Source organism: Gramella sp. MAR_2010_147, from assembly GCF_900105135.1.
Lineage (GTDB): Bacteria > Bacteroidota > Bacteroidia > Flavobacteriales > Flavobacteriaceae > Christiangramia.
Window position 1 is genome coordinate 320,073 of record NZ_LT629741.1, and the last position, 26,260, is coordinate 346,332.

The window sequence follows — 26,260 nt, forward strand, 5'->3', positions numbered from 1 at the left end:
GAAAATATGGAAGATAAAGTTAAAAACCCAAATCTGAATGATTTCTATTCAGCATATGTTCTTGTAAGAAATTGATTGTTAAAATTTTAACTATAATTTTCGTTAATATTTTTGGAATAAACTTTGTAAATCACTGAGCGAACAAAAAAGGAATAAACAATTTTAAAACAAATTAAAAGACCTACTTATGAAAAAATTGAAGTTGATCCTCTTGCTACCAATCCTTGTGTTTATTGGTTGTAGCGAAGACCCTATTACAGATCAAATCGAAAACGAAAATCAAACCCAAACAAGCAAACAAAGTGATGATATTACCGAAGTGGCATTTCCAGATGATTATGGAAGTGTAACGGATGTTTACTATACAGGGATTAAGTTACCTGTTGAAGATGTAAACGGACAGTATGTGTACCAGGGAGATATCATTATCCCTAAAAATAAAGCTTCTAAAAGTCCGGTAAAAGTAGTTTATGAAAAAGGCGAAATTGCACCGCAAAAGAGTGTTGGCCGTACTTCTTCCTACTGGCCTGATAATACGGTGTATTATAGTATTGATAGTAGTCTGCCTGATACAGATCGTGTTTATGATGCTATTAGTCACTGGGAAGCCAATACTAATATTGAATTTGTAAAGCGTTCAGGGCAATCAAATTACATCTATTTCACACCGGGATCAGGATGTTCCTCATATGTGGGAATGACAGGTGGAAGACAGAATATAACATTAGCAGACGCTTGCTCTACGGGAAATACCATACATGAGATAGGTCATGCTATGGGCTTATGGCATGAGCAAAGTAGGGTAGACAGGAATAGTTATATCACAATTCATTTTAATAATATTCAAAGCGGGCGTGACTATAATTTCGAGACTTACGAAGAGAATAATTACGACGGAAAAGAGTTTACTACACAGCTTGATTTTGGATCTATTATGATGTATAGTCCTTATGCTTTTTCAAGTAATGGACAGCCAACTATTACAAAAAAGGATGGATCTACCTATAGTGTTCAAAGATCTGCTTTATCTAATGGTGATGTCCAGGGGATAAATTCAATGTATCCATCTTCTGGTGGAGGCGGTACGACTCCTACTTATTTGAATGGAGAATATTATACTATAAACGGACTTACAGTTCTTAGAAACTGGGATAGATGGTTCTACAATTCTACTATAGGTTGGATGCAGGTAGAGCTTGTTGATGGGAGATGGAGATATGTCTTCTAAACAGCTTTTAATTATAATAATCAACCTTAACTGTGTAAATAAAATGTTAAAAACACATTAGTGTGGATTATTTGCACAGTTAAATTTTTAACAATCAAAATTTCAGAAAAATTAATATTCTATAAAAAGTAATTTTTATCGATGAAATACAATTTAAATTGAATTATAGTCCAAATCTAATTCAGTTCTTTTAGTTTAACCAAATAAGTCCTACTTATGAAAATTTTCAAATGTTTTATTGCAATTCCGCTATTAGCTCTTACGGCCTGTAGCGATGATAATCTATCTGACTCCCTGACGGAGGAAAATCAATCCCGATCGATTTTTAAAGATGATTTTACAGAAATAGCGTATCCCGGTGAAGAAGGAGCTGTTTCTAATGTTTATTTTGCGGGAAGAAAACTTCCGGTTGAAGAATTTAATGGTCAGTATGTTTATCAGGGAGATATCTTTCTTCCAGATGCAAATATATCTCAAACACCACCTGTGAATCTAATTTTAGAGGCAGATGAGAAAATAACCGATAAAAGTGTTGGTCGTACTCAGGCCTTCTGGCCAGACAATATTGTTTATTATGAAATTGACTCATCCTTACCTAATAAGCAGAGAGTAATGGATGCAATTACTCATTGGGAAAGTAATACTGCGGTAAAATTTGTACAGCGAACTTCAGAATCAAATTATGTAGATTTTGTACCTGGAGGCGGATGTTCATCTTATGTAGGAATGGTTGGAGGAAGACAGCCAATTACATTAGCTGATGCGTGCTCCACAGGTAATACTATTCACGAGATAGGACATGCTGTGGGATTATGGCATGAGCAAAGTAGGGCAGACAGGGATCAGACTATTACCGTTCATTTTGATAATATTTCTTCAGGTAGAGAACATAATTTTTATACCTATGAAGAAGCGGGTTGGGATGGCGCTGATTATAGTGCAGGTCTGGATCTTGGTTCTATAATGATGTACAGTCCTTATTCATTTTCTGCTAATGGGCAGCCCACTATTACAAAAATTGATGGTTCATTGTATTCTGTACAACGTTCTGCTCTTTCAAATGGTGATGTGGAAGGTATTAATGTTATGTATCCAGGTGAGGTCACTGAGCCAGAGCCAACGGAGCCAGAGCCAACAGAGCCTGAACCAACCAATCCGGAACCAGAATACATCAACGGAGAATATTACGTGATAGAAGGTGTAATGGTTTTAAGAAAGGATGATACCTGGTGGGTTGAAAAAGGTAGAAAACTTAAAGAAGTTGAACTAATTAAAGGTAGATGGAGATTTGTAAAATAAGATCTTCATTTCATATTAAAAAAGGCCTGTTTAACCGGCCTTTTTTAATTTTATATGACTACAATATTCTCATAATGAGACTTGAATTTTCTTACTATTCTTTCGGAGAAAATTTTCTAAAATCCAAGACGTAACCGTCAGTATACCAACATAGGTGTTCCCATGGATAGCCGATTTTAAATGATTTTTTAAAGAATCTCTATTTCTTCAATTTTCGCTGCGCTAAATTTAATAACATCTTCAAAGAATATTTTAAATTCATTCTCAAATTCGCTGTAATATTCATTTAATTCTTTTACCGCCAGGTTCATATTAGATTTCCTGCCTGTGCGTCTGTTCATACCTGAAAGTACTTTTTCTATACCATCAATTTCGGAATAGCTTAATAACCAGTTGTCATTAATCATATAAGGTAAAAAGCTTTTTACTTTTGGAGGTAAGACCTCAAAATTATCTTCTAAAAGCTTATAAAAATCAAGACTATAGTCTTCTAAGGGGACTTTTGAATATTGCTCCCAATTGGCCGCTAGAAAATGGTCATAAAAAATATCGACTATAATTCCGCTGTAATGGCTATAACCAGAAAACAGCCTTTGGGTACTTTGTTTAAATATGGGATGAGTGTCGGTATAATAATCAATCGCCCTGTGAAGTATGATCCCTTTTTGAATATCTTCAGGATATTTCTGGTATTTCTTTCCCTTGATGGAGTCGGCCATAAAATTACCAATTTTCACTTGTTCATTTTCACCAGAAAGATAAATATGGGCCAGAAAGTTCATGGTGGGAAGGTACAAATTATAGAATTACAGGGTTAATTTCTGTTAAGTTTTGGAGAGAAGGAATGCAGCCATGTATATTTGTTCCATATTGAAAACCCTACAATCTTTATATTAAACTAGTTTTAAATATTGAATAGTAAAATGACATTAATTAAATCGATTTCTGGAATAAGAGGAACTATTGGAGGAAAAACAGGTGAAAATCTTACTCCATTAGATACTGTAAAATTTGCCGCTGCTTATGGAACCTGGTTAAAAAAGGAATCAGGAAAAAAAGAGTTAAAGGTGGTTGTTGGTAGAGACGCCAGGATATCTGGTAAGATGATTCAGGAATTAACGATGAACACGCTAACAGGTCTGGGAATTGATGTTGTAGATCTGGGCTTGTCTACCACCCCTACGGTAGAAGTGGCTGTTCCCCTTGAAGAGGCTGATGGCGGAATTATACTTACCGCAAGCCATAACCCGAAGGAGTGGAACGCTTTAAAACTGCTTAATAGTAAGGGTGAATTTCTGGATGGTGAAGCCGGAGCTGAAATTTTAAAAATAGCCGATAGCGAAGGCTTTGATTTCTCAGAAGTTGATGATCTTGGTGAAATCTCTGTTATTGAGGATTACATAGATAGGCATATTGAAGAAGTTTTAAAATTAAAACTGGTAGATGCTGAAAAAGTGGCAAATGCTAAATTAAAAGTTGTGGTAGATGCAGTAAATTCAACAGGAGGAATTGCAATTCCTGCTTTATTGAAAAAAATGGGAGTGGAGGTTGTTGAGCTTTATTGTGAACCAAATGGTCATTTTCCGCATAATCCGGAACCATTGAAAGAACATTTAACTGATATATGTAAACTCGTAAAAAAAGAAGAAGCAGATTTTGGAATTGTGGTAGATCCAGATGTTGATAGATTGGCTTTTATAGATGAGGAAGGCGAAATGTTTGGGGAAGAATATACTCTAGTAGCCTGTGCAGATTATGTGCTATCAAAGACGCCGGGCAACACGGTAAGTAATTTATCTTCTTCCAGGGCCCTTCGCGATATTACGAAAAAACATAATGGTAGTTATGAGGCTAGTGCAGTTGGCGAGGTGAATGTTGTAAAGCTAATGAAAGATAATAAAGCCGTGATTGGAGGAGAAGGTAATGGAGGAATTATTTATCCAGAGTCTCATTATGGAAGAGATAGTCTTGTTGGAACGGCATTATTCCTTACTTATTTAGCTGAAAAAAACAGAAAGGTTTCAGAAATTAGAAATGAGTATCCTTCTTATTTTATGAGTAAGAATAAAATTCAGTTAACTCCAGAGCTTGATGTAGATGGTGTATTGAAAGCCGTTGAAAAAAGACACTCAGAAGAGGAAATCTCCACCGTAGATGGCGTGAAGATTGATTTTCCTGAAAATTGGGTACACTTAAGAAAATCTAACACAGAGCCGATCATTAGAATTTATACAGAAGCCAAGTCTCAGCAGGAAGCTGATGAGCTTGCTCAAAAAATGATCAGGGAGATAGAAACTATTATAGCTTAGTCAATTATTTCAGCATTTTTAGGTTTGGGCTCATTGCGATGTTTCCATCGTTTATGAGTCCATAAATAATATTCAGGTTTTTTATAGATCTGCTCCTCCAGATACTGAACAAATTTTTTGGTAATGGCATGTTCTGGTTCATTGGGAGCATCTTCAGTAATTGGTTTTAAAGTAGCCTGGTAATAGCCGCGCCCAACTTTTTCCACATGTAAATAGACAACGGCCATATCCATTTTTCTCGCAAGTCTGTCTGACCCTTCAAAAACTGGAACTTTAATGTCCATAAAATCTATCCAGGTTCTTGCCCTACTTAATTTGGGAGACTGGTCTGCGATCATGGCATAATTGCTTAATATACCTTTCTCTTTATTGCTGAGTATTACTTCCGTTGTTTTACTTGTAGTTATTAGTGTTCCACCAAATCTGCCTCTAATTCTCCTTACCAGGTCATCAAATTGTTTATTCTTTATTTTCTTGTAAATACCGTAGGTTCTGTATTTGAGTCCATATAGTTGAAGGGCATTTATCCATTCATAGCTCGCATAATGGCCTAACATAACGATTAGGCTTTTATCAAGACTCTCTAATTTCCTTAAATATTCAACATTAGTAAAAGTGAAACGCTTTTCAATTTCCTTTTCAGAGATACTAATGCTTTTCACCATCTCTAAAAACATATCACACATGTGACTATAGAACTTTTTCTGGATCTGTTTTATTTCTGAAGCAGATTTTTCAGGGAAGACCAGTTCAAGGTTCTCACGAACGGTTTTTCTTCTGTAGCCAATGATGTGATAAACGAGAACGAAAATAATATCTGAAACGATGTAAAAAATTCGAAAAGGTAAAATGGAAATAAACCACAGGATAGGGTAGATTAACCAGAAAACTAAGCCTTGCATAAAAATTCTTTCCGCAAATATATGGTATATTTGAAATTTAACTTAAGCAAATATGGGAGATTTAAGCCTTGTAACAATTGCCATTATAGCGGTGAACGTTTTAGTGTCTTTTAAAGGTTTTAGTGATAGGGAGTTTTTTAATAAATATAAATTCAATATTGGTGATATAAAGAGGGGAGGTAAGTTTCAAATCTTTACTTCTGGTTTTCTTCACGTAGATACCGGGCATCTTTTTGTAAATATGCTTACACTGTATTTCTTTGCAAATGTGGTGATCTATGGGATGGGCGCACCGGCTTTTTTAGTCATTTATATTGGTAGTTTATTATTGGGTAATTTACTTTCGTATTATTTCCATAAAAATGATTTACAATATACGGCGGTTGGTGCCAGCGGTGCTGTGATGGGGATCTTATATTCGGCAATTTTATTGCAACCAGATATGACCCTGGGCTTGTTCTTTATCATTCCCATTCCCGCTTATGTATTTGGAATAGGTTATCTATTCTATACCATCTACGGGATGAAGCGAAGATCAGATAATATTGGTCATGATGCGCATTTTGGAGGAGCCACTGGTGGATACATCCTAACAATGCTATTAGCACCGTGGGTTTTTGAAAGTCATCTTCTTATGGTTATTCTCTTGGCCATACCAATTGTAATTCTTTTTTTATTACAAAGAACCGGCTATATATAGTTTGGTACTCTTCTTGGTTATACATATCCAAACTAAAAACTATTTAATATGAAAAAGTTATTTTTTGTACTCACCATAATTGCTACAATACCAATGCTGGCTCAGCAAAATTTAGAGCGATCTATGGTGAACGTTACAGGTGAAGGTGTAGTTAAAGTAGAACCAGACGAAGTCCTAATCAAATCACGGATAGAGCATGAAGGCTCCTCAGCGGCTGAGGTGAAAAAACAAAATGATGAAGTGGTTAATAAGGTGATCAAATATTTGAAATCACAGAATATCGATGAAAAGGATATTAAAACTGAATATATTAACCTGAATAAACGATATGATTATAATGATAAGAGCTATTCTTATGTCGCGAATCAGGCTATTTCTATAAGACTGGCAGATCTTAAGGATTATGAGAAGATAATGAAAGGCTTACTGGAAAATGGCCTGAATAGAATAGACGGGATTCAGTTTAAATCTTCTGAAATGGAGAAATATGAAAAAGAAGCCCGGAAAATAGCAGTTCTCGACGCTCAAAATAGAGCCAGAGAGTTAGCGCAACCATTGGGGCAGGATATTGGTAAAGCAGTTTCTATAAGCGAAATGGATTATAATAGTTTCCAGCCGGTGTATAGAATGGATGCGGCGGTTGAGATGAGTGCTGCAAAAGGAAGTGAGCAAACCATTGCACCTGGAGAACTGGAGATTAAAATTAAAGTAAATGTTGGTTTTGAACTGAAATAAAAAAGCGCCGAAAGGCGCTTTTCTTTTGAGATACAAATTAAGATTATTGAAGAAGTTCTCCAATTTTATTTTCCAGAGCATCACCTCTTAAGTTTTTAGCAACGATAACACCTTCTTCATCAAGGATAAAGGTTGCAGGAATCGCTGAAATTCTATATTTCCGGGCAATTGGATCGTTCCAGAATTGCAAATTAGAAACATGGTTCCATTGCTCTAAATTATCATCTTCAATAGCTTTTACCCATCTATCTTTTTGTCCCGGTCTATCTAAAGACACGCTAATAATAGTAAGCCCCTGATCCTTATACTTATTGTAAGTTCTTACAAGGTTAGGATTTTCAACACGACAGGGTTTACACCAGGCAGCCCAAAAATCTACGATGGTCACTTTACCTAGATTATCGTTCAGCGCAATTTCGTTTCCTTCAGGAGTAGGACCAGAGAAATCTGGCGCCTTACTACCAACTTCAGCAGCTTTATATTGTTCTAAGGTTTCTTTCAGGTTTTTCCCCATTGCAGTTCCTTTAATTCTGTCTGAAACTCCGTCATACATTTCCCTTATTTCTGCAGAAGAAAGAGTTCTCATTTTAAGCATATCTGTCAAGAGCATTACGGAGAGGTACGCATCTTTATTTCTACTGAATAAATCTTTCTTAAAAGTTTCATCATTATCCCTTAATTCAAGTTGAGCCTCACGAAGACTGGAAAGTTTTGCATTGTCTTTAGAGATCATTGCCTGCTGCATTTCTTTTTGCATATCTCCCATTTTTCTATTCAGCTCATTTAAATGGTTTAAGTATTCTGAAAGGGCTTTATTCTCTTTACCTCCGCTTATTCTTGTATTTCTGAGACTGTCTTTATCAATATCAAAATTGATCTTTTCATTTTCAGAAATAAAGATCACATTGCCGTTTACTCCTTCGAATCTTAAAAAGCTAAGTTTAGGTAGATCTCGTTCTTCCAGATCCAGCTCAAACTTTCCTTCCTGAATAGTAGTGGTATCCAGTGGTTTGGTTGAATTGGTCTCAGCATCATATTCAGAAATATATACCTTTTTGCCATCTTCAAGGCCGGCAATCGTTCCGCTTAAAAAATATCCCTTCGTGTCTTCCTGACAGCCTGCTAATAAAAGTGCGAACGCGAATAAGAGTATTGAAATTTTCCTCATTTTACATTTGATTTTATACAAAAATAAAGAACTCATGGCTCTTAGATATCCTATATTTATAAATTATTGTTAATTTAAACATTCTTCCTTCACGGGACTTCGCTAACTTTTATTTTTACATTAAATTATCGGGTTATGATGCAGCAATTAAAAGATTTTCCTTTCGATATTCATATTAGCTTTCATAAAGTAATAGAGCAGTATGAAAAGGAAGTAAAGGAAGTTGAGAGCAGTATTTCCAGAGAATACATGGAAAAAATGCTCGAGTATATATCTGATTATCCTGAATTGACCGAGGGCTTTGAAGACCCTAAACTTCTTAAGAAATATAAAGAGCCTATTAGTATTCTTCTGGATGATTTATTTCCCAGTATTTTAACAAACAATGAGATTAAGGCTGCTGCAGTGCCCTTTCATAATATTCTGTTTAACTCCTCGAAACGCTTAAGACAAATTCTTGAAAATGCAGGGAAAGATTTTGAGATCTCGTTTAGAAATATGGATGAGGAGTTGATTTACATATTTGTATGTATTCAAATTCTAAGACAGTATTACAATTACAAGGTTGATATTTCCAGACCTATGTATTACGATATTCCAGATAAGGATGGAATAAAAAGGCATTACAGGATAGCGATGAATGCCGATTTTGTTGAGATTTTTAAAAAAGAAGAAGCTCCGGAAATCACCCAGGAAGATGTTGACGTTTTACTGCAGAATGTGGACGATCTTCAATTATGGAAAGATAAATTTCCGCCAAACAGTTATATTTTCAAAGGTTTTACGATTGTGAATCTAACTGATGTGACCATTGATGACGCGATCTCTGAACTAAAAACTACATTGCTGTTTGAGGAAGTTAATGAAGCAGAAGAACTTCAAAAATTACAGGAGATATTTAGATCCATATATAAAATCCCAGATCTTAGGGTAGGTTTTACCGTTTTTAACCGCCGGGATATGGTTTTTGAAAGAATGGAAAATGAAGAAGCGAAAAGTTTTATTCTGGATGATCAATTGGTTAATGATTGTGAGACGGGAATTTGTGAAGGCGGCATGCAAAAGCTTATCGATGAGAATTCTTACTTCACGATCTCCAATGTAGACGCTTATCTTAAGAAAAATAAAAACCTGCTTGCCAAGAATCTTGAAAAAAATAAGGTAAAAAGCTGTTTGCTTGCTCCTATCGCAAAGAATGGAAGATTACTGGGAATTCTTGAGCTCGCATCAGAAAGAAAGAATGAGCTTAACAGTATTAACGCTATAAAGCTGGATGATATTCTACCTTACATTGTGACTACGGTAGAAAGAAACAGGAACGACTTTGAAAATAGGGTAAAAGCCGTTATACAGAGTGAATGCACATCTATACATCCCAGCGTGCTTTGGGTGTTTGAAAAGGAGGCTAAGAAATTTATCAAAGATTATGACAAGGACGGGCTTGCTTCTTTTAAGGATATATCTTTTAAAGATGTATATCCGTTATATGGTCAAATAGATATTGTTGCTTCATCTGAAGCTCGAAATGAAGCTATTAAAAAAGATCTTCTCGATCAGTTGGAGATTATACTCGACATTATTAAAAAGGCTTACGAGATAGAGGAATTACCTATTTATGATCAGGTAAAATATCGAATTTCAGATTTCAAAGGAGAATTACAGGATCATCTTAATGCCAGCAGCGAGCAGAAGGTCTTCAATTTGCTGAAAAAAGAGGTGAATCCGTTGATGAGTCATCTAAAAAAGCAATCTGAAGATATTAGAGAGCTGGTGAAGGATTATACTGAAATGTTGAATCCTGAGACCGGACTGGTTTATAATCATCGAAAAAAATACGATGAAACAGTACAACAGATCAATAGAACCATGTCACGATATATTGACAGAAAACAAATTCAGGCACAGGAAATATATCCCCACTATTTTGAAAGATATAAAACAGATGGTGTAGATCACAACATGTACATTGGTGCATCTATGGCCAACAAAAGACCATTTAATAAGGTTTATCTTTTTAATCTAAGGTTGTGGCAGTTAAGTACGATGTGTGAGATGGAAAACCGTTTCTATCAATTACAGGAGAATACTCCCATAAAATTAGAAGCAGCTTCTCTTATTCTCGTATATAACAGTACAATGTCTATTCGCTATAGAATGGATGAAAAGAAATTTGATGTCGATGGCACGTATAACGCCAGGTATGAGATCATCAAGAAACGAATTGATAAAGCATTCGTAAAGGGAACCGAAGAGCGGGTGACCCAAAAAGGAAAGATGACCATAGTCTACTCTCAAAGCAGTGATGAAAGGGAGTATCTTCAATACATTAAATATCTTCAGGCAAAAAATTACTTCGGGGAAGATATTGAACTGCTGGATTTAGAAGATGTTCAGGGGGTAGTGGGATTAAAAGCCATCAGGGTGAATGTTCTTTATTCCCCAGACCGTAACCACCCTGAAAATACTATTAACTACGAAGATTTAATGGAAGAGTTACATTAGGTAAAATGCAAGAATAAAGGCTATTACCGAGATAATGATACCCATCATAAAGACAGTATAAGTAAGGCGTAAAAGAAAATATTTTCTATGTAGCACCTTACCTAACAAATGCAGATCCAGCATGAGCATTTCATAAACATAATCTTTGTCTTTTATTAACTCATTCATTCCCCATTTAAATTGCTCGAAAGGCATTTTATGATAGTTTCCGAAGAATAATAAGTTTACATTTCTGTTCTTAACCTGTTCTTTTGTAAACTCTCCACTGGTCACATTTGGACGTGTAGATAAAATTGAGAGAATAATGGAAGCAACGCTAAATAATACAAGAACAAGGCTTGGAATAAGGAGGTGTTTATTAGATTCAGCTTCCAGCTTTGGAATTAGGTTGGCCAGTGCCAAGGAAATAATGATCGCATTTACAGAAAGCAGGATGTTCGCCTTGGTATCTGCTATATCACTTAGCTTAATGTGATTTCTTAGGGTAACTCTAAAGAGGGTCTGGATACTTCTTTCCGGATTCTCATTTTTGTATTTGGCCTTCATTCTGGCCTTATGCTCTTCTTTTGTTAATTTTTTCTCCTGTTTGTTTTTACTTTCAATAAGCTCTAAAAGATTTTCCTCCTTTTTAGGTTTCCATTCTTCAATTGCGTGATCTGTATAAAATTGATGTTTTTCTGTGAAAACCAGGATGTTTTCTTCAAGCCATTCGGCATTTGTAAAATTCTTGATATTATGAAGCTCCAGTTCCTGTCTTAAAAACTCACTGGTTTCTTCAAAATAATCTTTCCCAAAGTGAGAAGAATCTGCGTCTCTAATAATCTTTTCTTCCAAACAATTTGGAGTGTTTGAAAATCTGGTGGCCAGAATATATTGTTTAACCTTTTCAATGAGATCTTCGGTAGCGTTATTTTCTTTCAGGAAAGATTCGGCAATTTCAGCACTTTTCTCCTCATGACCTTTGTATGTATGAATGTAACCCGTATCGTGAAGCCAGGCTGCAAGAATAAGTGCCTCAGCCTCTTTAACATTAATTTCAGAATTATCGATTAATTCTTTAGTACTTTTAACCACGCGTTCTGTGTGCTGGTAGTTGTGATATATAAAGGTATTTGGCAGTTTTTCTTTAAATAAATCTTCAACAAATTTATCAGCTTTCTCAATGAGATTATTCATACATGAAGTTCTTTATTACATCGACCAAATTACAAAAAAAATTGACCAATAATTTCTATGAAAAAAGTTAAACTTTTAGCCCCGTTTATCATCTTATTTCTTGTTTATTCCTGTGCTACAGTGGAACCTAAATATAGAGATGGAGAGCCAACATCTGAGTTTGGATATCCCAATAATAAGGAAGTTGAAAAGTCTTTTTATCTGTTAGGAGATGGTGGTTATTCTCCTCCCGGGGGAACCTCTTTAGGTCTTATTGCTTTTAAAACATACCTGGATTCTGTAAACAGAACAGAAAATTATACCATATTCTTAGGGGATAATATATATCCTGACGGAATGCCGCCGGAAGGATCTCCAGATCGGGAGGCGGCTGAATATCGCCTGGATGCTCAACTGGATGCTATAGAAAATTATAAGGGAAAAGTAGTAGTTATTCCCGGTAACCATGACTGGTATAATGAAAAGTTGAATGGTCTAGAACGCCAAAAAGATTATTTGAAAAGTAAGTTTGAGGATATTTTACTTTGGAGCCCGGAGATTGGCTGTGGTCTTGAATCTTTAGAGATCTCAGAAAATATTCAGCTTATTGTTATTGATTCTCAATGGTATTTGGAAGACTGGGATAAAAATCCAAAGATTAATGATAATTGTGAACAGATTAAGACCAGGGAAGCTATGTTCCTGGAACTGGAATCTGAAATAAAGAAAAATCAAAATAAAACGGTCTTAATTGCATTGCATCACCCTATCTATACCAATGGAGTGCATGGTGGTCAGTATACAATAGATAGGCATATTTACCCATCCCAGAAGAAAATACCGTTGCCTATTCTGGGTTCTTTAGCGACGTTGATAAGAACTACGGGTGGAGTTTCTATTCAGGATGCACAGAATAATAGATATAAATCCCTGGCAAATAGATTATCTGTAATAGCCCAGGGGTCTGAAAGAGTGATCTTCGCATCGGGGCATGAGCATTCGCTTCAATATATTGAGCATGACAGTGTTAAACAGATCGTTTCTGGTTCTGGATCTAAAGCTTCATATGCCACTTTAAGTAATGACGGTGTTTTCGCCTATAATGGCCAGGGTTTTGCGGTATTGGATATTTTTAAGGATGGTTCATCCTGGGTGAGTTTTTATGGAAATCAGGACAACAAACCAAAATTGCTTTTTCAGAAAGAGATTTTAGAAACCCCTGTTCCATTTGAGTTCAAGGATTATCCTGATAGTTTTCCGGAAACAATAACTACTTCTATTTATAAAGAAGACGATACAGATAAGAGCCCCGTTCATGAAACTGTCTGGGGTGAAAGATATCGTGAACTTTATGGGACAAATGTAAACTTAAAAGTAGCTGACCTTGATACGCTCTATGGTGGTTTGAAAGTTGTTCGTGAAGGCGGAGGACATCAAACTGTTTCTTTGAGAGTAAAAGATAGTTTAGGCAGAGAGTATAATATTAGAAGATTAAGAAAAGATGCGCTGTTATTTCTTCAAAACGTGGCATTTAAAAATCAGCCTGTAGAAAATAAACTGGAGAATACGGTTGCTGAAAACCTGCTTACAGACTTTTATACTGCTGCCCATCCATATGGTTTTCTTGCAATTCCTGGGCTTAGTGATGCTGCGGGGGTGTTTCATACCAATCCAAAAGTTTTTTATTTACCAAAACAGGAAGCTCTGGGAAAATATAATTCTGTTCATGGGGATGATATCTATATGATTGTAGAAAGACCAGAGGAGGGCTGGAAAGATTATGAAAATTTTGGAAGTCCGGGTCATGATATCGTAAGTACTGCAGATATGATTGAGAGATTGAGAAGGGATGAGAAGTACATTTTGGATGAAGATGCCTATGTGAGGGCAAGAATTTTTGATATGCTTATTGGTGACTGGGATAGACATCAGGATCAATGGAGATGGGCCGAAGTAGAAGATGCTGAGGGTAAGCACCATTTTATACCAATACCAAGGGATCGCGACCAGGTGTTTTCAAATTTTGACGGAGCTTTTTTTGGAACACTGCGCGCACTCACTGGTTTTGCTAATCAGTTTGCTGTATATGGAGATGACATTAAAGATGTGGAGTGGTTTAATATCGCTGCCATGGGACTTGACAGGTCGCTTTTACAGAATACCGGCAAAGAAGCATGGCTCACTCAGGCTAAATACATTCAGGAGAATGTAACGGATGAAGCCATAATTGATGCTTTTTCTAATTTGCCAAAAGAAACAATGGGAGAAACAACAGAAACGCTTATAAATAACGTGAAAGGGCGGCGTAATAATATTGTTGAGATCGCAAAGCGATATTACGACAAACTGGCCGCATTAGCGATTGTTACTGGTACAGATAAAGATGATTTCATCGATGTAGTACGCCTGGAAGATGGAAATACGAGAGTGACCATTACCAGAAATAAAGATGGTGAAAGAGCTGAAAATCTAAGTGATAAAATTTATAAATTCAGTGAGACCAAAGAGATATGGGTTTATGGATTGGATGATGATGATAAAATTCAAGTAAAGGGAACAGGAGATTCTAAAATATTCGTCCGGGTCATCGGGGGGCAGAATAACGATATCTATACCATAGATAATGGAGCTAATTTAAAATTGTACGATCATAAATCGCTTCCCAATACTGTAAATAAACTAACGAATGCTAAAGTTAGATTTACAGATAACTATGAGATTAATACTTACGATAAAGATAAAAAGACGTTTTCGTCTGGTTCTATACTTCCAGATCTAGGTTATAATCCAGATGAGGCATTTTCTTTTAGTCTGGAATATGTGAAGTCCATTAATAAGTTCAAAAGAAATCCTTTTACGTCTCAATATACCTTTTACGGGGAATATCATTCTGCTACAAATGGATTTGAATTGAACTACGAGGCTGAATTTGCAAGTATTATTGGAAAATATAATCTATTACTGGGCGCGCATTATACAAGCCCAAAGTATTCCGAAAATTTCTTTGGTTTCGGAAATGAGACCAGGAACTTTGAGGATGATCTTGAATTAGATTATAATAGAGTAGGCTTAAATGAATACTCAGCTAAGGCTGCATTAGTAAATAAAACACCTTTTGGTAGCTTCTTTGGGTTCACTGCAAGCTTTGAAGGTATTGAGGTGCAAGATGACGAGGGAAGATTCATTACTGAAGATTTTGTAAACTCTGATCCCGATTTTTTCCAAAGAAAATATTTTGCAGGATTAGATGCCATGTATAGATATGAAAGTTATGACAATCGTCTGGCACCTACCAGAGGAATGTTGTTTGAGTTAAATCTTGGTGCTAAAATGAATACAGCCAATCCAGACCGTCAATATGGTTATTTCAAGCCGTATATGGGCTTCTACAATGCGCTTACGCGAAATAGAAAGCTTGTTTTGAAAACAAGGGCAGAGGCTCATATTAATATGGGTCAGGAATATGAATTTTATCAATCCGCACAATTAGGAGCGGAAAGTGGATTAAGAGGCTATAGACTGGAAAGATATTCCGGTAAAAGTTCTTTTGGTGCAGGAGCTGATCTTCGCTACTCGTTTGATACCGTAAAAACAAGTTTTCTTCCATTCCAGTTGGGGATCTATGGAGGTTATGATTTAGGTAGAGTCTGGACTGAGAACGAAAACTCTAAGGTGTGGCATGATAGTTATGGAGGCGGACTATGGATAAATAGTGCAGATGCAATCCAGGGAAAAGTTAGCATGTTTGCAGGAAGTGAAGGAGCAAGATTTCAATTTTCTTTAGGTCTTAAATTCTAATCAAAATATATAGAAAGTGTTTAAGCTTTTTAGATGATATTGTACTGAAATAGCTTATCAATATCTGCACGTTATTAGGGATTCTTAAAATCTTGAATAAAAAAAGCCCGCTCATTACTTTGAGCGGGCTTTTTTTGTTTTAATCCATATTATTAATCTCCATTTTTATTAAGAGATAATTTATTGGTAAAGTCTATAGTTCTAATTGGGAATGGAATATTGATACCCTTAGCGTCATAAGCTTTCTTGATAGCTATTATTGCAGTATTTTGAGCAATTAATATATCCCTGTTTTTCGTTACATCTGTCCAGAACCTCAGAACATAGTTAATAGAACTATCACCAAATTCCTGAAACATTAATTCCACTTCTTCATTTCCCCTTTGAGGGAAAATGTCTTCAATGGTCTTAATGGTAAGTTCTCTTACCATTTCAAGATCTGAAGAATAACCAACACCACAATTCACAAAAACTCTGGATCGCGCTGTTCTCGTAAAGTTCTTGAAAGGTTCATCTATGATCTTACCATTAGGGATTATCACATAATTATTGTCTGATTGTTTTATAACAATATTCCTGAGATTGATTTCCATTACAGAACCAGCAAAACCATTCGTTTCTACCCAGTCACCAATTTGAAGTTCTGGCAGGAAACTTAATATTAACCCGGAAAAAGTATTGTTTAAAGTTCCTTGCAAGGCAAGACCTATAGCCAGACCAACCACACCGGCAGCACCAAGTACTGATGTAAGGACTGTGTCCAGATTTAATAAGCCTAGAGCTATAAAGAAACCAATGAGTATTACAATTGCTTTAATGACTTTTACAGCCATTTGCCTGATGGAATCCTGTTTGATGCTTTTGTGGAAAATTTTATCGAATATCTTCCCAACATATTTAGCTATAAAAATAAATATGATGAAAACCAGAATAGCTAAAAGAAAGTTGGGTAGACCTAAAATGATAGTGTCCATCCAACCTTCTAATTTATCCCAGATACCTTTTATTGAATCTTGAATGTTGAAGTCCTGCATATTTTAAGGGAATTATTTTTTTACGGGTTTATGCTGTTCACTGGTTTTCATTTTCCATGCATCCAACATCCAGCTCGTTTTTTCTAATTCACGAATGTAAGCCCCAATAAGATCAATAGTTCCTTCATCTCCGCCTGCATCTGCAACATCCACAACTTTTCTCATCTGTTTAAGAAGCAATCCGTGGTCCTCCAATAGTAATTCGATCATTTTACTGTCTGAAATATCTGAAGGGGATTCTTTTAAGTTAGCATCTTTAAGGTAATCACTCAAGTTACTTGTTGGTTGATATCTTAAGGTAAGAATTCTTTCAGCAATTTCATCAACTTTGAGTTTTGCATCATCATAAAGTTCTTCAAATTTTTCATGAAGATCAAAGAAATTCTTACCAATCACGTTCCAGTGAAAATTTCTTAGTTTCTGATAGTATATGTGATAATCGGCTAAAAGCACGTTAAGTTCCTCAACGGTTTTTTTTGTTTTGTTTGAGTCCAAACCTAAATAATTCATAGTTTTTATTTATTGTTTTTTAATTTTCTATACAAAAATATAATAGTTAAGCGGTTTGCCCAACCTGCAAAACGGTTTTAATAGAAGTTTAACTATAGTTAATCCAAAGCTCTATGGTCTTTGAGGTCTAGTTTTTTCATCATTTCTTTTGAAATCTGTCCGCTAGAAATCCCATAGCCATCAACCAAGGTTCCTTTTTGATTGTTCGAAGTAGTTATCGCATAAAGTATGGCATTATCATCTGGATTGCTCATACCTTCAAATCGTAATACTTTATCTACTTCAAATTCTTCAACACCGAATTTTTGTTTTTTGGATTTTAGTTCAATTTTTTCATCAAGTAAATTGAAATCTTCTTCATATCCTTCTTCTAATTTCAATTTATTGATTGCTTGTGATAGTGTACCGTAATCTTTCATTTTAGTTCAATTTTATTTAAAATTAAATTACACTGAATGCAGCATTTAAGCAAAAACTAAGGGAGGTTTAGGATAAGTTTAACTCCGTGTATATGGGAGTTGAGAAGCCTAATTGTCTTCTTTGTTGGAATTAAAAAAACCTAATGGGAACACCAACAACAAAAAGAAATACCATCCGGTAACTATGCCAACAATTGTTATCATCGCAGCAAGGATGTAAAACCAATATGAATTAGGCATTTTCATATAAAACTAAAAAATATGATGAATAAAATTAGATATAATAGCCAATAGGGTTTGAACTTTAGAGGATTATCACCAACTAAAATTTTAGTAAGTTTAAAATATAAAGCTCTGTTTTTAGCAATATGATTGTAGCTATGATCACTTAAGGATCTGAATATAGTATTTGAAGAATATAATTCATGCCATTTCCTGTTCCCAGAATGCCACATACTACGGTAAGCAGAATCTGGTCCGCTATATAATTGTCCATCAGTTTCTATAAGTCTGCTGGCTTTTTTAAATTCTTTTACTGGAATATCTGGAAATTTGACTGCCTCTTCCTGAAAGGTTTTAAAATCAACCTTCCCTTTGGTCTTTATCTCCCACCTGGTTTTCCAAAACTTACAAAATCCGCAATCCCCATCCCATATCAGAATATTGTTAGCAGGCGGGTTTTTAGTGTATTTAATCTTTTCAAACAATGTTTTTCTTTTTTTAAAGATAGAGGCTTAAAAATTAATTTTAAAACAAAACTAAAATCTTTATTTGTGCCAATTCAGTATTTTTTTTAACCTTTATACTTAATTTCCACATGGCCTATGAAAAGTAAAATAACTTTAAAAGAGTTGGCAAAACTACTGAATGTAAGCGTTTCAACAGTTTCCAAAGCCTTGCATGATAGTCCGGAAATAAGCCCTAAAACTGCTGAAAGGGTTAGGGAGCTTGCCAAACTGCACAATTACAGGCCAAATCCTGTTGCGGTTAATCTTAAAAAAAGCAAGACCGGCACTATAGGGGTAGTAATCCCAAATATTTCAAATAGTTTTTTTGCCAGGGTACTTTCAGGAATGGAAGCCGAAGCACAAAAACATGGTCAGCAGGTGATCACTTACATATCTAATGAGTCCCTCGATCGTGAAAAGCAAATTTGTGATTTATTGACTTCCGGTTTTGTAGACGGTGTTTTGATAGCAGTATCAGAAGAAACTCAGAAAAAACAGGAGTACGATCATCTTTTCGCTCTTTTAGATTATGATATTCCCGTAGTGATCTATGACAGGATTAATTTAGGTCTCCCGGCTGATAAGGTAGGAGTGGATGATGAGAAAAGTTTTTATGATGCCGCTAAATATTTTGGGGCAAAGGGATTAGAAAAAATTGGACTGGCATCAGCGATACATCATGTTGGCATAGGTCAGCTTAGGATAAAAGGCTATGAGGAGGCTTTGGATTACGAAAATGCGATTTTAAAAGCGACCAGCACGAAACCAGATGAGTTAAGAAAAAAAATTAAAAGACTTATAACTGAGGAAAAAGTTGAAGCATTGCTGTGTACAGATTTTGAGAGTGCAATGATGGCTACAAGAATCGCTTACGAAGAAAATGTAAATATTCCTGGAGACTTGAAATTAATAGGTTATATAAGTAAAGATATCGCTGAATTTTTAACTCCTTCCTTAAGTTATATAGAACAACATCCTCAGGAATTAGGTTCTACCGCTGTGGAGGTTTTAAATAATCGTCTGGATGGCAAATATGAATCGGGTAAATTTCAAGAGAAAATTATCGCAACGACTTTGGTTCATTTGGAGTCTACGAGGTTTTAAAATTAAATTTAATAATAAGGTCAATAATTGAAATAATAGACAGAAAAGTTTTTATTAAATCTCAAATTCTACAAAAGTTTTGTTTGAGAATCAATAAATGATACGGTTGGGAACGATAATCATAAAATAATTTTCTATTAGGGTTAGATTATTATTGCATTTAATTAAAAGAATATACACTAAATTATTCCGTGGTATGGGTTTGGTATAAGGGTCTTATCTATTTTGGCAATTCTTTAAGTCCGGCATTAATAAATTTTTGTCTAGATATTTTATATTTGCGCATTGCAAATTGTTAAAAATTTAAATCTTGATCACTGAACATCAGAAAGAAAAAATTACAACTTCAAAAATATTAGTAACTGGTGGAGCAGGTTTTATTGGCTCCAATCTCTGTGAAACATTAATTTCTCTTGGCGCTGAAGTGCGGTGCCTGGATAATTTTGCTACAGGCCATAAAAGGAACCTGGATGCAATTATCAATAATTCTGCATTTGAACTTATTGAAGGTGATATAAGGGATATTAATACCTGTAACACAGCTTGCAAGGATGTTGATTATGTTTTTCATGAAGCAGCTTTAGGTTCTGTGCCAAGGTCTTTAAAAGACCCCGTTACTAGTAATGAGGTCAACATTTCAGGTTTTCTAAATATGTTAGTTGCTGCTCGGGATGCTGGCGTAAAACGTTTAGTTTATGCAGCAAGTTCTTCTACTTATGGAGATTCCGAAGCATTACCCAAAATTGAAGATAACATTGGAAAGCCACTTTCTCCCTATGCAATTACAAAATATGTAAACGAATTGTATGCAGATAATTTTAAAAAATCTTATGATTTTGACAGCATTGGATTAAGGTATTTTAATGTTTTTGGAAGAAAGCAGGACCCAAATGGAGCTTATGCTGCGGTAATACCTAAGTTTGTTATGCAATTTATGAAGCACGAAAGTCCGTTGATAAACGGTGATGGCACTTATTCACGTGACTTCACATATATAGACAATGTGATTCAGATGAATTTACTAGCAATATTAGCTGATGATCCTAAAGCTGTAAACCAGGTATATAACACGGCCGTAGGTGATAGAACGAACCTTGTAGAGCTTACTCAACTTTTGAAAAAGCACCTTTCCGCATATGACTCTGAAATTGCTAAAGTGGAAGTTAAGCATGGTCCAAATCGGCCAGGTGATATTCCACACTCGTTAGCTTCTGTTGAAAAAGCTGAGAAGCTTTTAGGATATAAACCAGAGTTTCATATTGAAGATGGTCTTAAAGAGGCTGTTAACTGGTATTGGAATAACCTTAGATAGATAAACTTAAATGTCAGATAATTTTCAATTACTAGAGTGGGATACAAATTTTTTTGGTTTTCAAGTGGCTAAGGCCAAGAAGGATTTTCTCTGGAAAAATTCAAATAACAAATTAAGACAATTAAATGAACAGGATATAGAACTAATAGTTTTTAATTCTTCAAAACCGGATTTTGAAAAGCTTGAAAATAGATATTATGAGATTGTTAAGGTTTACAATCGTGTTCCAATAATTAAAGAAGTTAAGTCGAAAACTATTAATCATCCTAAAATATTTAGTTATAAAGATGAAATACCTTCTCCTGAATTAATCGATTTAGCGAAATTGGCAGGAAAAGAGGGAAGATTTGGGCGTGATCATCGAATATCTCAAGAAACATACGATAAAATTTTTGAAGAGTGGATAACCAATTCTGTAAAAAGAATTGTAGCTGATGAGGTTTTAGTTTATAAGGTGGATGAAAAAGTTGTTGGTTTTGGGACTCTAAAAATAGAGGGAGATAATGGTTTTGGTCCTTTATTTGCAGTGAACCGGGATTATGAAGGGAAGGGAGTCTCTTTTGCCCTTATGCGAGCAATTGAAAACAAGTTAATTGAAAAAAAATGCAAATATCTTGTGAGCGGTACTCAAGAGATTAATAAAAAAGCCCTAGGTGCTTTTAGAAGGTTCGGCTTTGAACTTCAAACTCCGGAATTCGTTTATCACCTTTGGAAAATAAATTATAATAAATGAATAGAAAAAAAATCGCCGTAATAGGTCTTGGATATGTTGGACTTCCATTAGCGAGGTTATTTTCTACTAAATATCCCGTTGTTGGTTTTGATATAAACCAATCTAGAGTAAAGGAATTAATGGATGGTATCGATTCGACTCTTGAGGTAGAAAATTCAGTTCTAAAGGATGTTTTAAAAAAAGATGATGATAATAAAAAGGGGCTTTATTGTTCAGCAAATTTTGAGGATTTAAAAAATTGTAATTACTACATAATTACGGTCCCTACACCTGTGGATAAAAATAACCGGCCAGATCTAACTCCATTATATAAGAGTAGTCAGACAGTCGCAAAGGTTTTAAAGAAGGGAGATATTGTTATTTATGAGTCTACAGTGTATCCCGGAGTGACAGAAGATGAGTGTATACCGGTTCTCGAAGAAATTAGTGGTTTGAAATTTAATGAGGATTTCTTTGTAGGTTATTCACCGGAGCGTATCAATCCTGGAGATAAAGAACATACTGTAGATAAAATATTAAAAGTTACGGCAGGTTCAACACCGGAAATTGGGAAAAAAGTCAATGAGCTTTATGCTGAAGTGATTACAGCTGGAACTCATCTAGCTCCAACTATAAAAGTAGCTGAAGCTGCGAAAGTTATTGAGAATTCTCAGAGAGATATTAATATTGCTTTTGTAAACGAACTTGCTAAAATTTTCAATATGATGGGGATTGATACTCAGGCTGTTTTAGAAGCTGCTGGAACGAAATGGAATTTTCTTCCATTTAAACCTGGTTTGGTAGGTGGTCATTGTATTGGAGTTGATCCTTATTATCTAGCTCAGAAGGCTCAGGAAATAGGTTATCATCCTGAGATAATTCTTGCAGGTAGGAGAATGAACGATTCGATGGGGCAATATGTAGCATCAGAGGTTGTTAAATTAATGCTCCAGAATGATCAAAGGATCAAAAAAGCCGATATTTTAGTGATGGGGATTACCTTCAAAGAAAATTGTCCTGACGTTAGAAATACCAAAGTTGTAGATGTGATCAAGAACCTTAAGGAATATGGTACAGAGGTTACTATCTATGATCCGCTAGCCAATCCCGAAGAGGTAATGTACGAGTACGGACTTCACACAGTAAAAGAACTTCCGAAAGCGAAGTATGATGCCGTTGTTCTTACGGTTGCTCATAAAGAATTTTTACAATTAGATTTTAGCCAGTTGAAAAATGAGAATGCTGTTGTATATGACGTGAAGGGAGTGCTTGGTGATAAATGTGATAAAAAATTATAATTTAATTTTTGTTTGGACTTTAAGCTAAATAATTGGGAATGAGAATAAAAAATATATGCTGCATAGGAGCTGGATACGTAGGCGGACCTACAATGGCAGTGATAGCTCAAAAATGTCCTGAAATAAACGTCACCGTAGTAGATATAAATGAGGAAAGAATAGAAGCCTGGAATAATGAAGATGTAGAGAATATTCCAATTTACGAACCCGGCTTGTCGGACGTAGTAAAAGAAACTCGGGATAGAAATTTATTCTTTTCAACCGATGTCGATGCTGCTATCAACGAAGCCGATATGATTTTTATTTCGGTAAATACGCCAACCAAAACCTACGGAATAGGTAAGGGTATGGCTGCTGATCTTAAATTTATTGAGCTCTGTGCCCGTCAAATTGCAAGGGTCTCAAAAAATGATAAAATCGTCGTAGAAAAATCTACTTTGCCCGTTCGCACGGCGGAGGCCTTGAAGAATATATTAGATAATACCGGAAATGGTGTGAGTTACCAAATCCTTTCTAATCCTGAGTTTTTAGCGGAAGGAACTGCGATAGATGATTTAATGAATCCCGATCGGGTACTTATTGGAGGAGATATTGATACTATAGAAGGTAAAGAAGCCGTGGAAGCTTTAGTAGATATTTATGCTCACTGGGTACCAAGAGAAAGATTATTAACTACAAATGTTTGGTCCTCCGAATTATCTAAACTTACAGCCAATGCGTTTTTAGCGCAACGGGTGTCCAGTATTAATGCAATGTCTGAATTATGTGAAAAAACCGGAGCCGATGTAAACGATGTGGCGAAAGCTGTGGGAATGGATACCAGGATTGGCGTGAAATTCCTCAAGTCTTCGGTAGGCTTTGGAGGATCTTGTTTTCAGAAAGATATTCTAAACCTAGTATATATCTCAAAATCTTTAGGTCTAAACGAGGTAGCGGATTACTGGGAGCAGGTGATTTTAATGAACGATCATCAGAAGCGAAGGTTTGCGGCCAATATGGTAAAGACTTTATTTAATACGGTTTCCGGTAAAAAAATTGCTTTGCTGGGATGGGCTTTTAAAAAAGACACGAACGATACCCGCGAATCGGCGGCTATCTATGTGGCAGACTATTTGTTAAATGAACAAGCCGAAATAGTGGTATATGATCCTAAGGTTAAGATGGAACAGATCTATGCTGATTTGGATTCCTTGGAAACCAGAAGTGAACAGGAAAACCGCTCCCTGGTAAGTGTTGTAAACGATGCTTATGAGGCTACAAAAGGGAGCCATGCCGTTGCGGTTTTAACGGAATGGGATGAGTTTAAGCAGCTGGACTGGAAAAATATTTATAAAGATATGCTGAAACCGGCATTTGTCTTTGACGGTAGAAGGTTACTGGTTAAGCAAACCATGGAAGAAATTGGATTTGAATTTTATGCAATAGGAAGTTAAATATGAAGCGAATTTTAATTACTGGAGGAGCAGGATTTATAGGTTCACACGTGGTGAGGTTGTTTGTTAAAGAGTATCCTGAATACGAAATTTTCAACCTTGATTTGCTAACTTATGCCGGAAATCTTGAAAATTTGAGGGATGTAGAATTAGAGGATAACTATACATTTTTGAAAGCAGATATTAATAATGCTGAAGAAATTGAAACGCTTTTTGAGAAATATAAATTTGACAATGTAATACACCTTGCAGCAGAATCTCACGTAGACCGTTCTATAAATGATCCTTTAATTTTCGTCAAAACAAATATTATTGGAACATTGAACCTTTTGAATGCTGCAAGGAAATATTGGGATAATTTTACTAATAAGGTCTTTTATCATATAAGTACAGATGAGGTTTACGGTACGTTAGGTGACGATGGGTTGTTTACTGAGAATACTCCTTATGATCCAAACTCTCCTTATTCAGCTTCCAAGGCTGGCTCAGATCACTTTGTGAGGGCTTATGGTGAAACCTATGGACTTCCTTATATAATTTCTAATTGTTCTAATAATTATGGTCCGAATCAGTTTCCAGAGAAGTTAATACCTTTATTCATCAATAATATTTTAAATAAAAAAGAACTCCCGGTTTATGGAGACGGTAAATATACACGGGATTGGCTCTTTGTCAAAGATCATGCTGCTGCTATAGATCTTGCTTTTCATCAGGGAAGGATAAAAGAAACCTACAATATTGGAGGTTTTAATGAATGGCAAAATATAGATCTCATTCACATACTATGCAAACTGATGGATATTAAATTAGGCCGAAATGAGGGAGATTCAGCAAAGTTAATTACATACGTGAAAGATAGGCCTGGTCATGATAAAAGATATGCCATTGATGCAGATAAAATTAATAATGAATTAGGTTGGAAACCGTCAGTAACTTTTGAAGAAGGTTTAGAAAAAACTATAAACTGGTATTTATCAAACCACAAATGGTTGCAAAATGTAACTTCTGGAGTATATCAGGGATATTATAGTAAACAATATAATTAAGAGAAGTATGAAAGGTATCATTTTAGCAGGAGGAAGTGGGACACGATTATATCCTATAACTATTGCAGTTAGTAAGCAATTATTACCTGTTTATGATAAGCCTATGATATATTATCCTATCTCTGTATTAATGCTTGCGGGAATAAGGGAAATATTATTTATTACAACTCCTCATGATCAGAAAGCCTTTAAAAAACTTTTAGGAGATGGCTCTCACTTGGGGTGCTCTTTTGAGTATGAAGTACAGGAAGAGCCTAAGGGTTTAGCGGAAGCCTTTTTAATAGGAGAAAAATTTATAGCCTCAGAAAAAGTGGCCCTTGCGCTTGGAGATAATATTTTTCATGGTAATGGTTTGGGCGCGCTTTTAAGGAGTAAGATCAATATAGAAGGCGCTTCAATCTTCGCTTATCCGGTTAAAGATCCCCAGCGCTATGGTGTAGTTGAGTTTGATATGAATAATAAGGCGATAAGCATAGAAGAAAAACCAACAAAACCAAAGTCAAAATATGCTGTGCCGGGACTTTATTTCTATGATAATAAAGTGGTTGATTATGCCAAAGAAGTAAAACCATCAGCAAGAGGAGAAAAAGAAATCTCTACAATTAATCAAATGTATCTCCAAGAAGGGCAGCTGGAGGTAGGTGTAATGACTCGTGGGATGAGCTGGTTCGATACTGGTACAGTAGAGTCCTTAGATGATGCAACAGAGTTCATTCGTGTATTACAGAATCGACAAAGCGAGATGATTGGATGTCTGGAAGAAGTCGCATATTTACATGATTTTATTGATAGAAATAAAGTTGAATTGGCTGTTCAAAAATATGGAAAAAGTAAGTATGGAGTCTATCTTCAATCTTTATTAGCATAA

Annotated in this window: 22 protein-coding genes; 14 read left to right on the forward strand and 8 right to left on the reverse strand. The window is 35.5% G+C overall.

The genetic code is table 11. From position 1 onward, the window contains the following. The first annotated feature begins 187 nt into the window (after positions 1 to 187). Entirely contained in the window at positions 188 to 1,228 is a 1,041-nt protein-coding gene (locus BLT95_RS01445) for a M12 family metallopeptidase (RefSeq protein WP_089664297.1), read from the forward strand. 216 nt (positions 1,229 to 1,444) lie between these two features. Continuing rightward, the gene (locus tag BLT95_RS01450) at positions 1,445 to 2,527 is read left to right on the forward strand and encodes a M12 family metallopeptidase (protein WP_089664298.1); all 1,083 of its coding nucleotides are present in this window, start codon (positions 1,445 to 1,447) and stop codon (positions 2,525 to 2,527) included. Between the two features lie 188 nt (positions 2,528 to 2,715). On the opposite strand, the gene BLT95_RS01455 is transcribed toward BLT95_RS01450, so the two are convergent. Further along, a complete protein-coding gene (locus BLT95_RS01455; RefSeq protein ID WP_347584295.1) occupies positions 2,716 to 3,246 on the reverse strand; it encodes an acyl carrier protein phosphodiesterase in 531 nt (176 codons plus the stop codon). A gap of 204 nt (positions 3,247 to 3,450) precedes the next feature. On the opposite strand from BLT95_RS01455, the gene glmM reads away from it, so the two are divergent. Beyond that, positions 3,451 to 4,836 carry a phosphoglucosamine mutase gene (gene glmM, locus BLT95_RS01460; RefSeq protein WP_089664300.1) on the forward strand — a complete coding sequence of 462 codons (1,386 nt, stop codon included), beginning with the start codon at positions 3,451 to 3,453 and terminating at the stop codon, positions 4,834 to 4,836. On the opposite strand, the gene BLT95_RS01465 is transcribed toward glmM, so the two are convergent. After that, the gene (locus BLT95_RS01465) at positions 4,833 to 5,738 is read right to left on the reverse strand and encodes a lysophospholipid acyltransferase family protein (protein WP_089664301.1); all 906 of its coding nucleotides are present in this window, start codon (positions 5,736 to 5,738) and stop codon (positions 4,833 to 4,835) included. The two genes, glmM and BLT95_RS01465, sit on opposite strands and share 4 nt — an antisense overlap. A 52-nt stretch (positions 5,739 to 5,790) precedes the next feature. Between BLT95_RS01465 and BLT95_RS01470 the strand changes: the two genes are divergently transcribed. Both BLT95_RS01470 and BLT95_RS01475 read left to right on the forward strand, forming a co-directional pair. Further along, the gene (locus BLT95_RS01470) at positions 5,791 to 6,438 is read left to right on the forward strand and encodes a rhomboid family intramembrane serine protease (protein WP_089664302.1); all 648 of its coding nucleotides are present in this window, start codon (positions 5,791 to 5,793) and stop codon (positions 6,436 to 6,438) included. Between the two features lie 48 nt (positions 6,439 to 6,486). Next, positions 6,487 to 7,173 (forward strand): SIMPL domain-containing protein, encoded by a 687-nt coding sequence (locus BLT95_RS01475; protein WP_089664303.1) that lies wholly within the window; start codon positions 6,487 to 6,489, stop codon positions 7,171 to 7,173. A 43-nt stretch (positions 7,174 to 7,216) separates the two neighbouring features. Here the strand turns inward: BLT95_RS01475 and BLT95_RS01480 are convergent, their stop codons facing one another. Beyond that, a complete protein-coding gene (locus BLT95_RS01480; protein ID WP_089664304.1) occupies positions 7,217 to 8,341 on the reverse strand; it encodes a TlpA disulfide reductase family protein in 1,125 nt (374 codons plus the stop codon). Positions 8,342 to 8,476: 135 nt separating this feature from the next. On the opposite strand from BLT95_RS01480, the gene BLT95_RS01485 reads away from it, so the two are divergent. Beyond that, complete coding sequence (locus tag BLT95_RS01485) at positions 8,477 to 10,843, forward strand: GAF domain-containing protein (RefSeq protein WP_089664305.1); 2,367 nt, start codon at positions 8,477 to 8,479, stop codon at positions 10,841 to 10,843. On the opposite strand, the gene BLT95_RS01490 is transcribed toward BLT95_RS01485, so the two are convergent. Continuing rightward, positions 10,835 to 12,019: a Pycsar system effector family protein gene (locus BLT95_RS01490; protein WP_089664306.1), complete on the reverse strand. Its 1,185-nt coding sequence runs from the start codon at positions 12,017 to 12,019 to the stop codon at positions 10,835 to 10,837. The genes BLT95_RS01485 and BLT95_RS01490 overlap by 9 nt on opposite strands. Before the next feature lie 57 nt (positions 12,020 to 12,076). Here BLT95_RS01490 and BLT95_RS01495 point away from each other — a divergent pair, with 57 nt between their 5' ends. Continuing rightward, entirely contained in the window at positions 12,077 to 15,796 is a 3,720-nt protein-coding gene (locus BLT95_RS01495; RefSeq protein WP_089664307.1) for a metallophosphoesterase, read from the forward strand. Positions 15,797 to 15,948: 152 nt separating this feature from the next. On the opposite strand, the gene BLT95_RS01500 is transcribed toward BLT95_RS01495, so the two are convergent. The 4 genes from BLT95_RS01500 to BLT95_RS01515 form a co-directional block, all read right to left on the reverse strand. After that, on the reverse strand, positions 15,949 to 16,830 hold the full coding sequence (locus tag BLT95_RS01500; protein ID WP_089664308.1) for a mechanosensitive ion channel family protein: 882 nt from the start codon (positions 16,828 to 16,830) through the stop codon (positions 15,949 to 15,951). Positions 16,831 to 16,842: 12 nt separating this feature from the next. Continuing rightward, on the reverse strand, positions 16,843 to 17,340 hold the full coding sequence (locus BLT95_RS01505) for a Dps family protein (protein ID WP_089664309.1): 498 nt from the start codon (positions 17,338 to 17,340) through the stop codon (positions 16,843 to 16,845). Between the two features lie 98 nt (positions 17,341 to 17,438). Further along, positions 17,439 to 17,759: a phosphoribosylpyrophosphate synthetase gene (locus tag BLT95_RS01510; protein ID WP_089664310.1), complete on the reverse strand. Its 321-nt coding sequence runs from the start codon at positions 17,757 to 17,759 to the stop codon at positions 17,439 to 17,441. 242 nt (positions 17,760 to 18,001) lie between these two features. Continuing rightward, positions 18,002 to 18,466: a DCC1-like thiol-disulfide oxidoreductase family protein gene (locus tag BLT95_RS01515; protein ID WP_089664311.1), complete on the reverse strand. Its 465-nt coding sequence runs from the start codon at positions 18,464 to 18,466 to the stop codon at positions 18,002 to 18,004. 117 nt (positions 18,467 to 18,583) lie between these two features. Between BLT95_RS01515 and BLT95_RS01520 the strand changes: the two genes are divergently transcribed. The 7 genes from BLT95_RS01520 to rfbA all read left to right on the forward strand — a co-directional run bounded on the left by BLT95_RS01520 (position 18,584) and on the right by rfbA (position 26,260). Then, positions 18,584 to 19,591 (forward strand): LacI family DNA-binding transcriptional regulator, encoded by a 1,008-nt coding sequence (locus tag BLT95_RS01520; RefSeq protein WP_089664312.1) that lies wholly within the window; start codon positions 18,584 to 18,586, stop codon positions 19,589 to 19,591. Between the two features lie 310 nt (positions 19,592 to 19,901). Continuing rightward, complete coding sequence (locus tag BLT95_RS01525) at positions 19,902 to 20,903, forward strand: SDR family oxidoreductase (RefSeq protein ID WP_089664313.1); 1,002 nt, start codon at positions 19,902 to 19,904, stop codon at positions 20,901 to 20,903. A gap of 64 nt (positions 20,904 to 20,967) precedes the next feature. After that, positions 20,968 to 21,636 carry a GNAT family N-acetyltransferase gene (locus BLT95_RS01530; protein WP_157718001.1) on the forward strand — a complete coding sequence of 223 codons (669 nt, stop codon included), beginning with the start codon at positions 20,968 to 20,970 and terminating at the stop codon, positions 21,634 to 21,636. Further along, complete coding sequence (locus tag BLT95_RS01535; protein ID WP_089664315.1) at positions 21,633 to 22,913, forward strand: nucleotide sugar dehydrogenase; 1,281 nt, start codon at positions 21,633 to 21,635, stop codon at positions 22,911 to 22,913. The genes BLT95_RS01530 and BLT95_RS01535 overlap by 4 nt, the downstream gene beginning before the upstream one ends. Positions 22,914 to 22,951: 38 nt before the next feature. Next, positions 22,952 to 24,346 carry a UDP-glucose 6-dehydrogenase gene (locus tag BLT95_RS01540; protein WP_089664316.1) on the forward strand — a complete coding sequence of 465 codons (1,395 nt, stop codon included), beginning with the start codon at positions 22,952 to 22,954 and terminating at the stop codon, positions 24,344 to 24,346. A 2-nt stretch (positions 24,347 to 24,348) separates the two neighbouring features. After that, positions 24,349 to 25,392, forward strand: coding sequence for a dTDP-glucose 4,6-dehydratase (rfbB, locus tag BLT95_RS01545; RefSeq protein ID WP_089664317.1), 1,044 nt, complete (start codon positions 24,349 to 24,351; stop codon positions 25,390 to 25,392). Between the two features lie 7 nt (positions 25,393 to 25,399). Continuing rightward, on the forward strand, positions 25,400 to 26,260 hold the full coding sequence (gene rfbA, locus BLT95_RS01550) for a glucose-1-phosphate thymidylyltransferase RfbA (protein WP_089664318.1): 861 nt from the start codon (positions 25,400 to 25,402) through the stop codon (positions 26,258 to 26,260).

Excerpts from the sequence above, each read along its gene's own strand:
- BLT95_RS01445 (WP_089664297.1), top strand. The coding sequence starts at position 188 with ATGAAAAAATTGAAGTTGATCCTCTTGCTACCAATCCTTGTGTTTATT.
- BLT95_RS01450 (WP_089664298.1), top strand. The coding sequence starts at position 1,445 with ATGAAAATTTTCAAATGTTTTATTGCAATTCCGCTATTAGCTCTTACG.
- BLT95_RS01455 (WP_347584295.1), bottom strand. The coding sequence starts at position 3,246 with ATGGCCGACTCCATCAAGGGAAAGAAATACCAGAAATATCCTGAAGAT.
- glmM (WP_089664300.1), top strand. The coding sequence starts at position 3,451 with ATGACATTAATTAAATCGATTTCTGGAATAAGAGGAACTATTGGAGGA.
- BLT95_RS01465 (WP_089664301.1), bottom strand. The coding sequence starts at position 5,738 with ATGCAAGGCTTAGTTTTCTGGTTAATCTACCCTATCCTGTGGTTTATT.
- BLT95_RS01470 (WP_089664302.1), top strand. The coding sequence starts at position 5,791 with ATGGGAGATTTAAGCCTTGTAACAATTGCCATTATAGCGGTGAACGTT.
- BLT95_RS01475 (WP_089664303.1), top strand. The coding sequence starts at position 6,487 with ATGAAAAAGTTATTTTTTGTACTCACCATAATTGCTACAATACCAATG.
- BLT95_RS01480 (WP_089664304.1), bottom strand. The coding sequence starts at position 8,341 with ATGAGGAAAATTTCAATACTCTTATTCGCGTTCGCACTTTTATTAGCA.
- BLT95_RS01485 (WP_089664305.1), top strand. The coding sequence starts at position 8,477 with ATGATGCAGCAATTAAAAGATTTTCCTTTCGATATTCATATTAGCTTT.
- BLT95_RS01490 (WP_089664306.1), bottom strand. The coding sequence starts at position 12,019 with ATGAATAATCTCATTGAGAAAGCTGATAAATTTGTTGAAGATTTATTT.
- BLT95_RS01495 (WP_089664307.1), top strand. The coding sequence starts at position 12,077 with ATGAAAAAAGTTAAACTTTTAGCCCCGTTTATCATCTTATTTCTTGTT.
- BLT95_RS01500 (WP_089664308.1), bottom strand. The coding sequence starts at position 16,830 with ATGCAGGACTTCAACATTCAAGATTCAATAAAAGGTATCTGGGATAAA.
- BLT95_RS01505 (WP_089664309.1), bottom strand. The coding sequence starts at position 17,340 with ATGAATTATTTAGGTTTGGACTCAAACAAAACAAAAAAAACCGTTGAG.
- BLT95_RS01510 (WP_089664310.1), bottom strand. The coding sequence starts at position 17,759 with ATGAAAGATTACGGTACACTATCACAAGCAATCAATAAATTGAAATTA.
- BLT95_RS01520 (WP_089664312.1), top strand. The coding sequence starts at position 18,584 with ATGAAAAGTAAAATAACTTTAAAAGAGTTGGCAAAACTACTGAATGTA.
- BLT95_RS01535 (WP_089664315.1), top strand. The coding sequence starts at position 21,633 with ATGAATAGAAAAAAAATCGCCGTAATAGGTCTTGGATATGTTGGACTT.
- BLT95_RS01540 (WP_089664316.1), top strand. The coding sequence starts at position 22,952 with ATGAGAATAAAAAATATATGCTGCATAGGAGCTGGATACGTAGGCGGA.
- rfbB (WP_089664317.1), top strand. The coding sequence starts at position 24,349 with ATGAAGCGAATTTTAATTACTGGAGGAGCAGGATTTATAGGTTCACAC.
- rfbA (WP_089664318.1), top strand. The coding sequence starts at position 25,400 with ATGAAAGGTATCATTTTAGCAGGAGGAAGTGGGACACGATTATATCCT.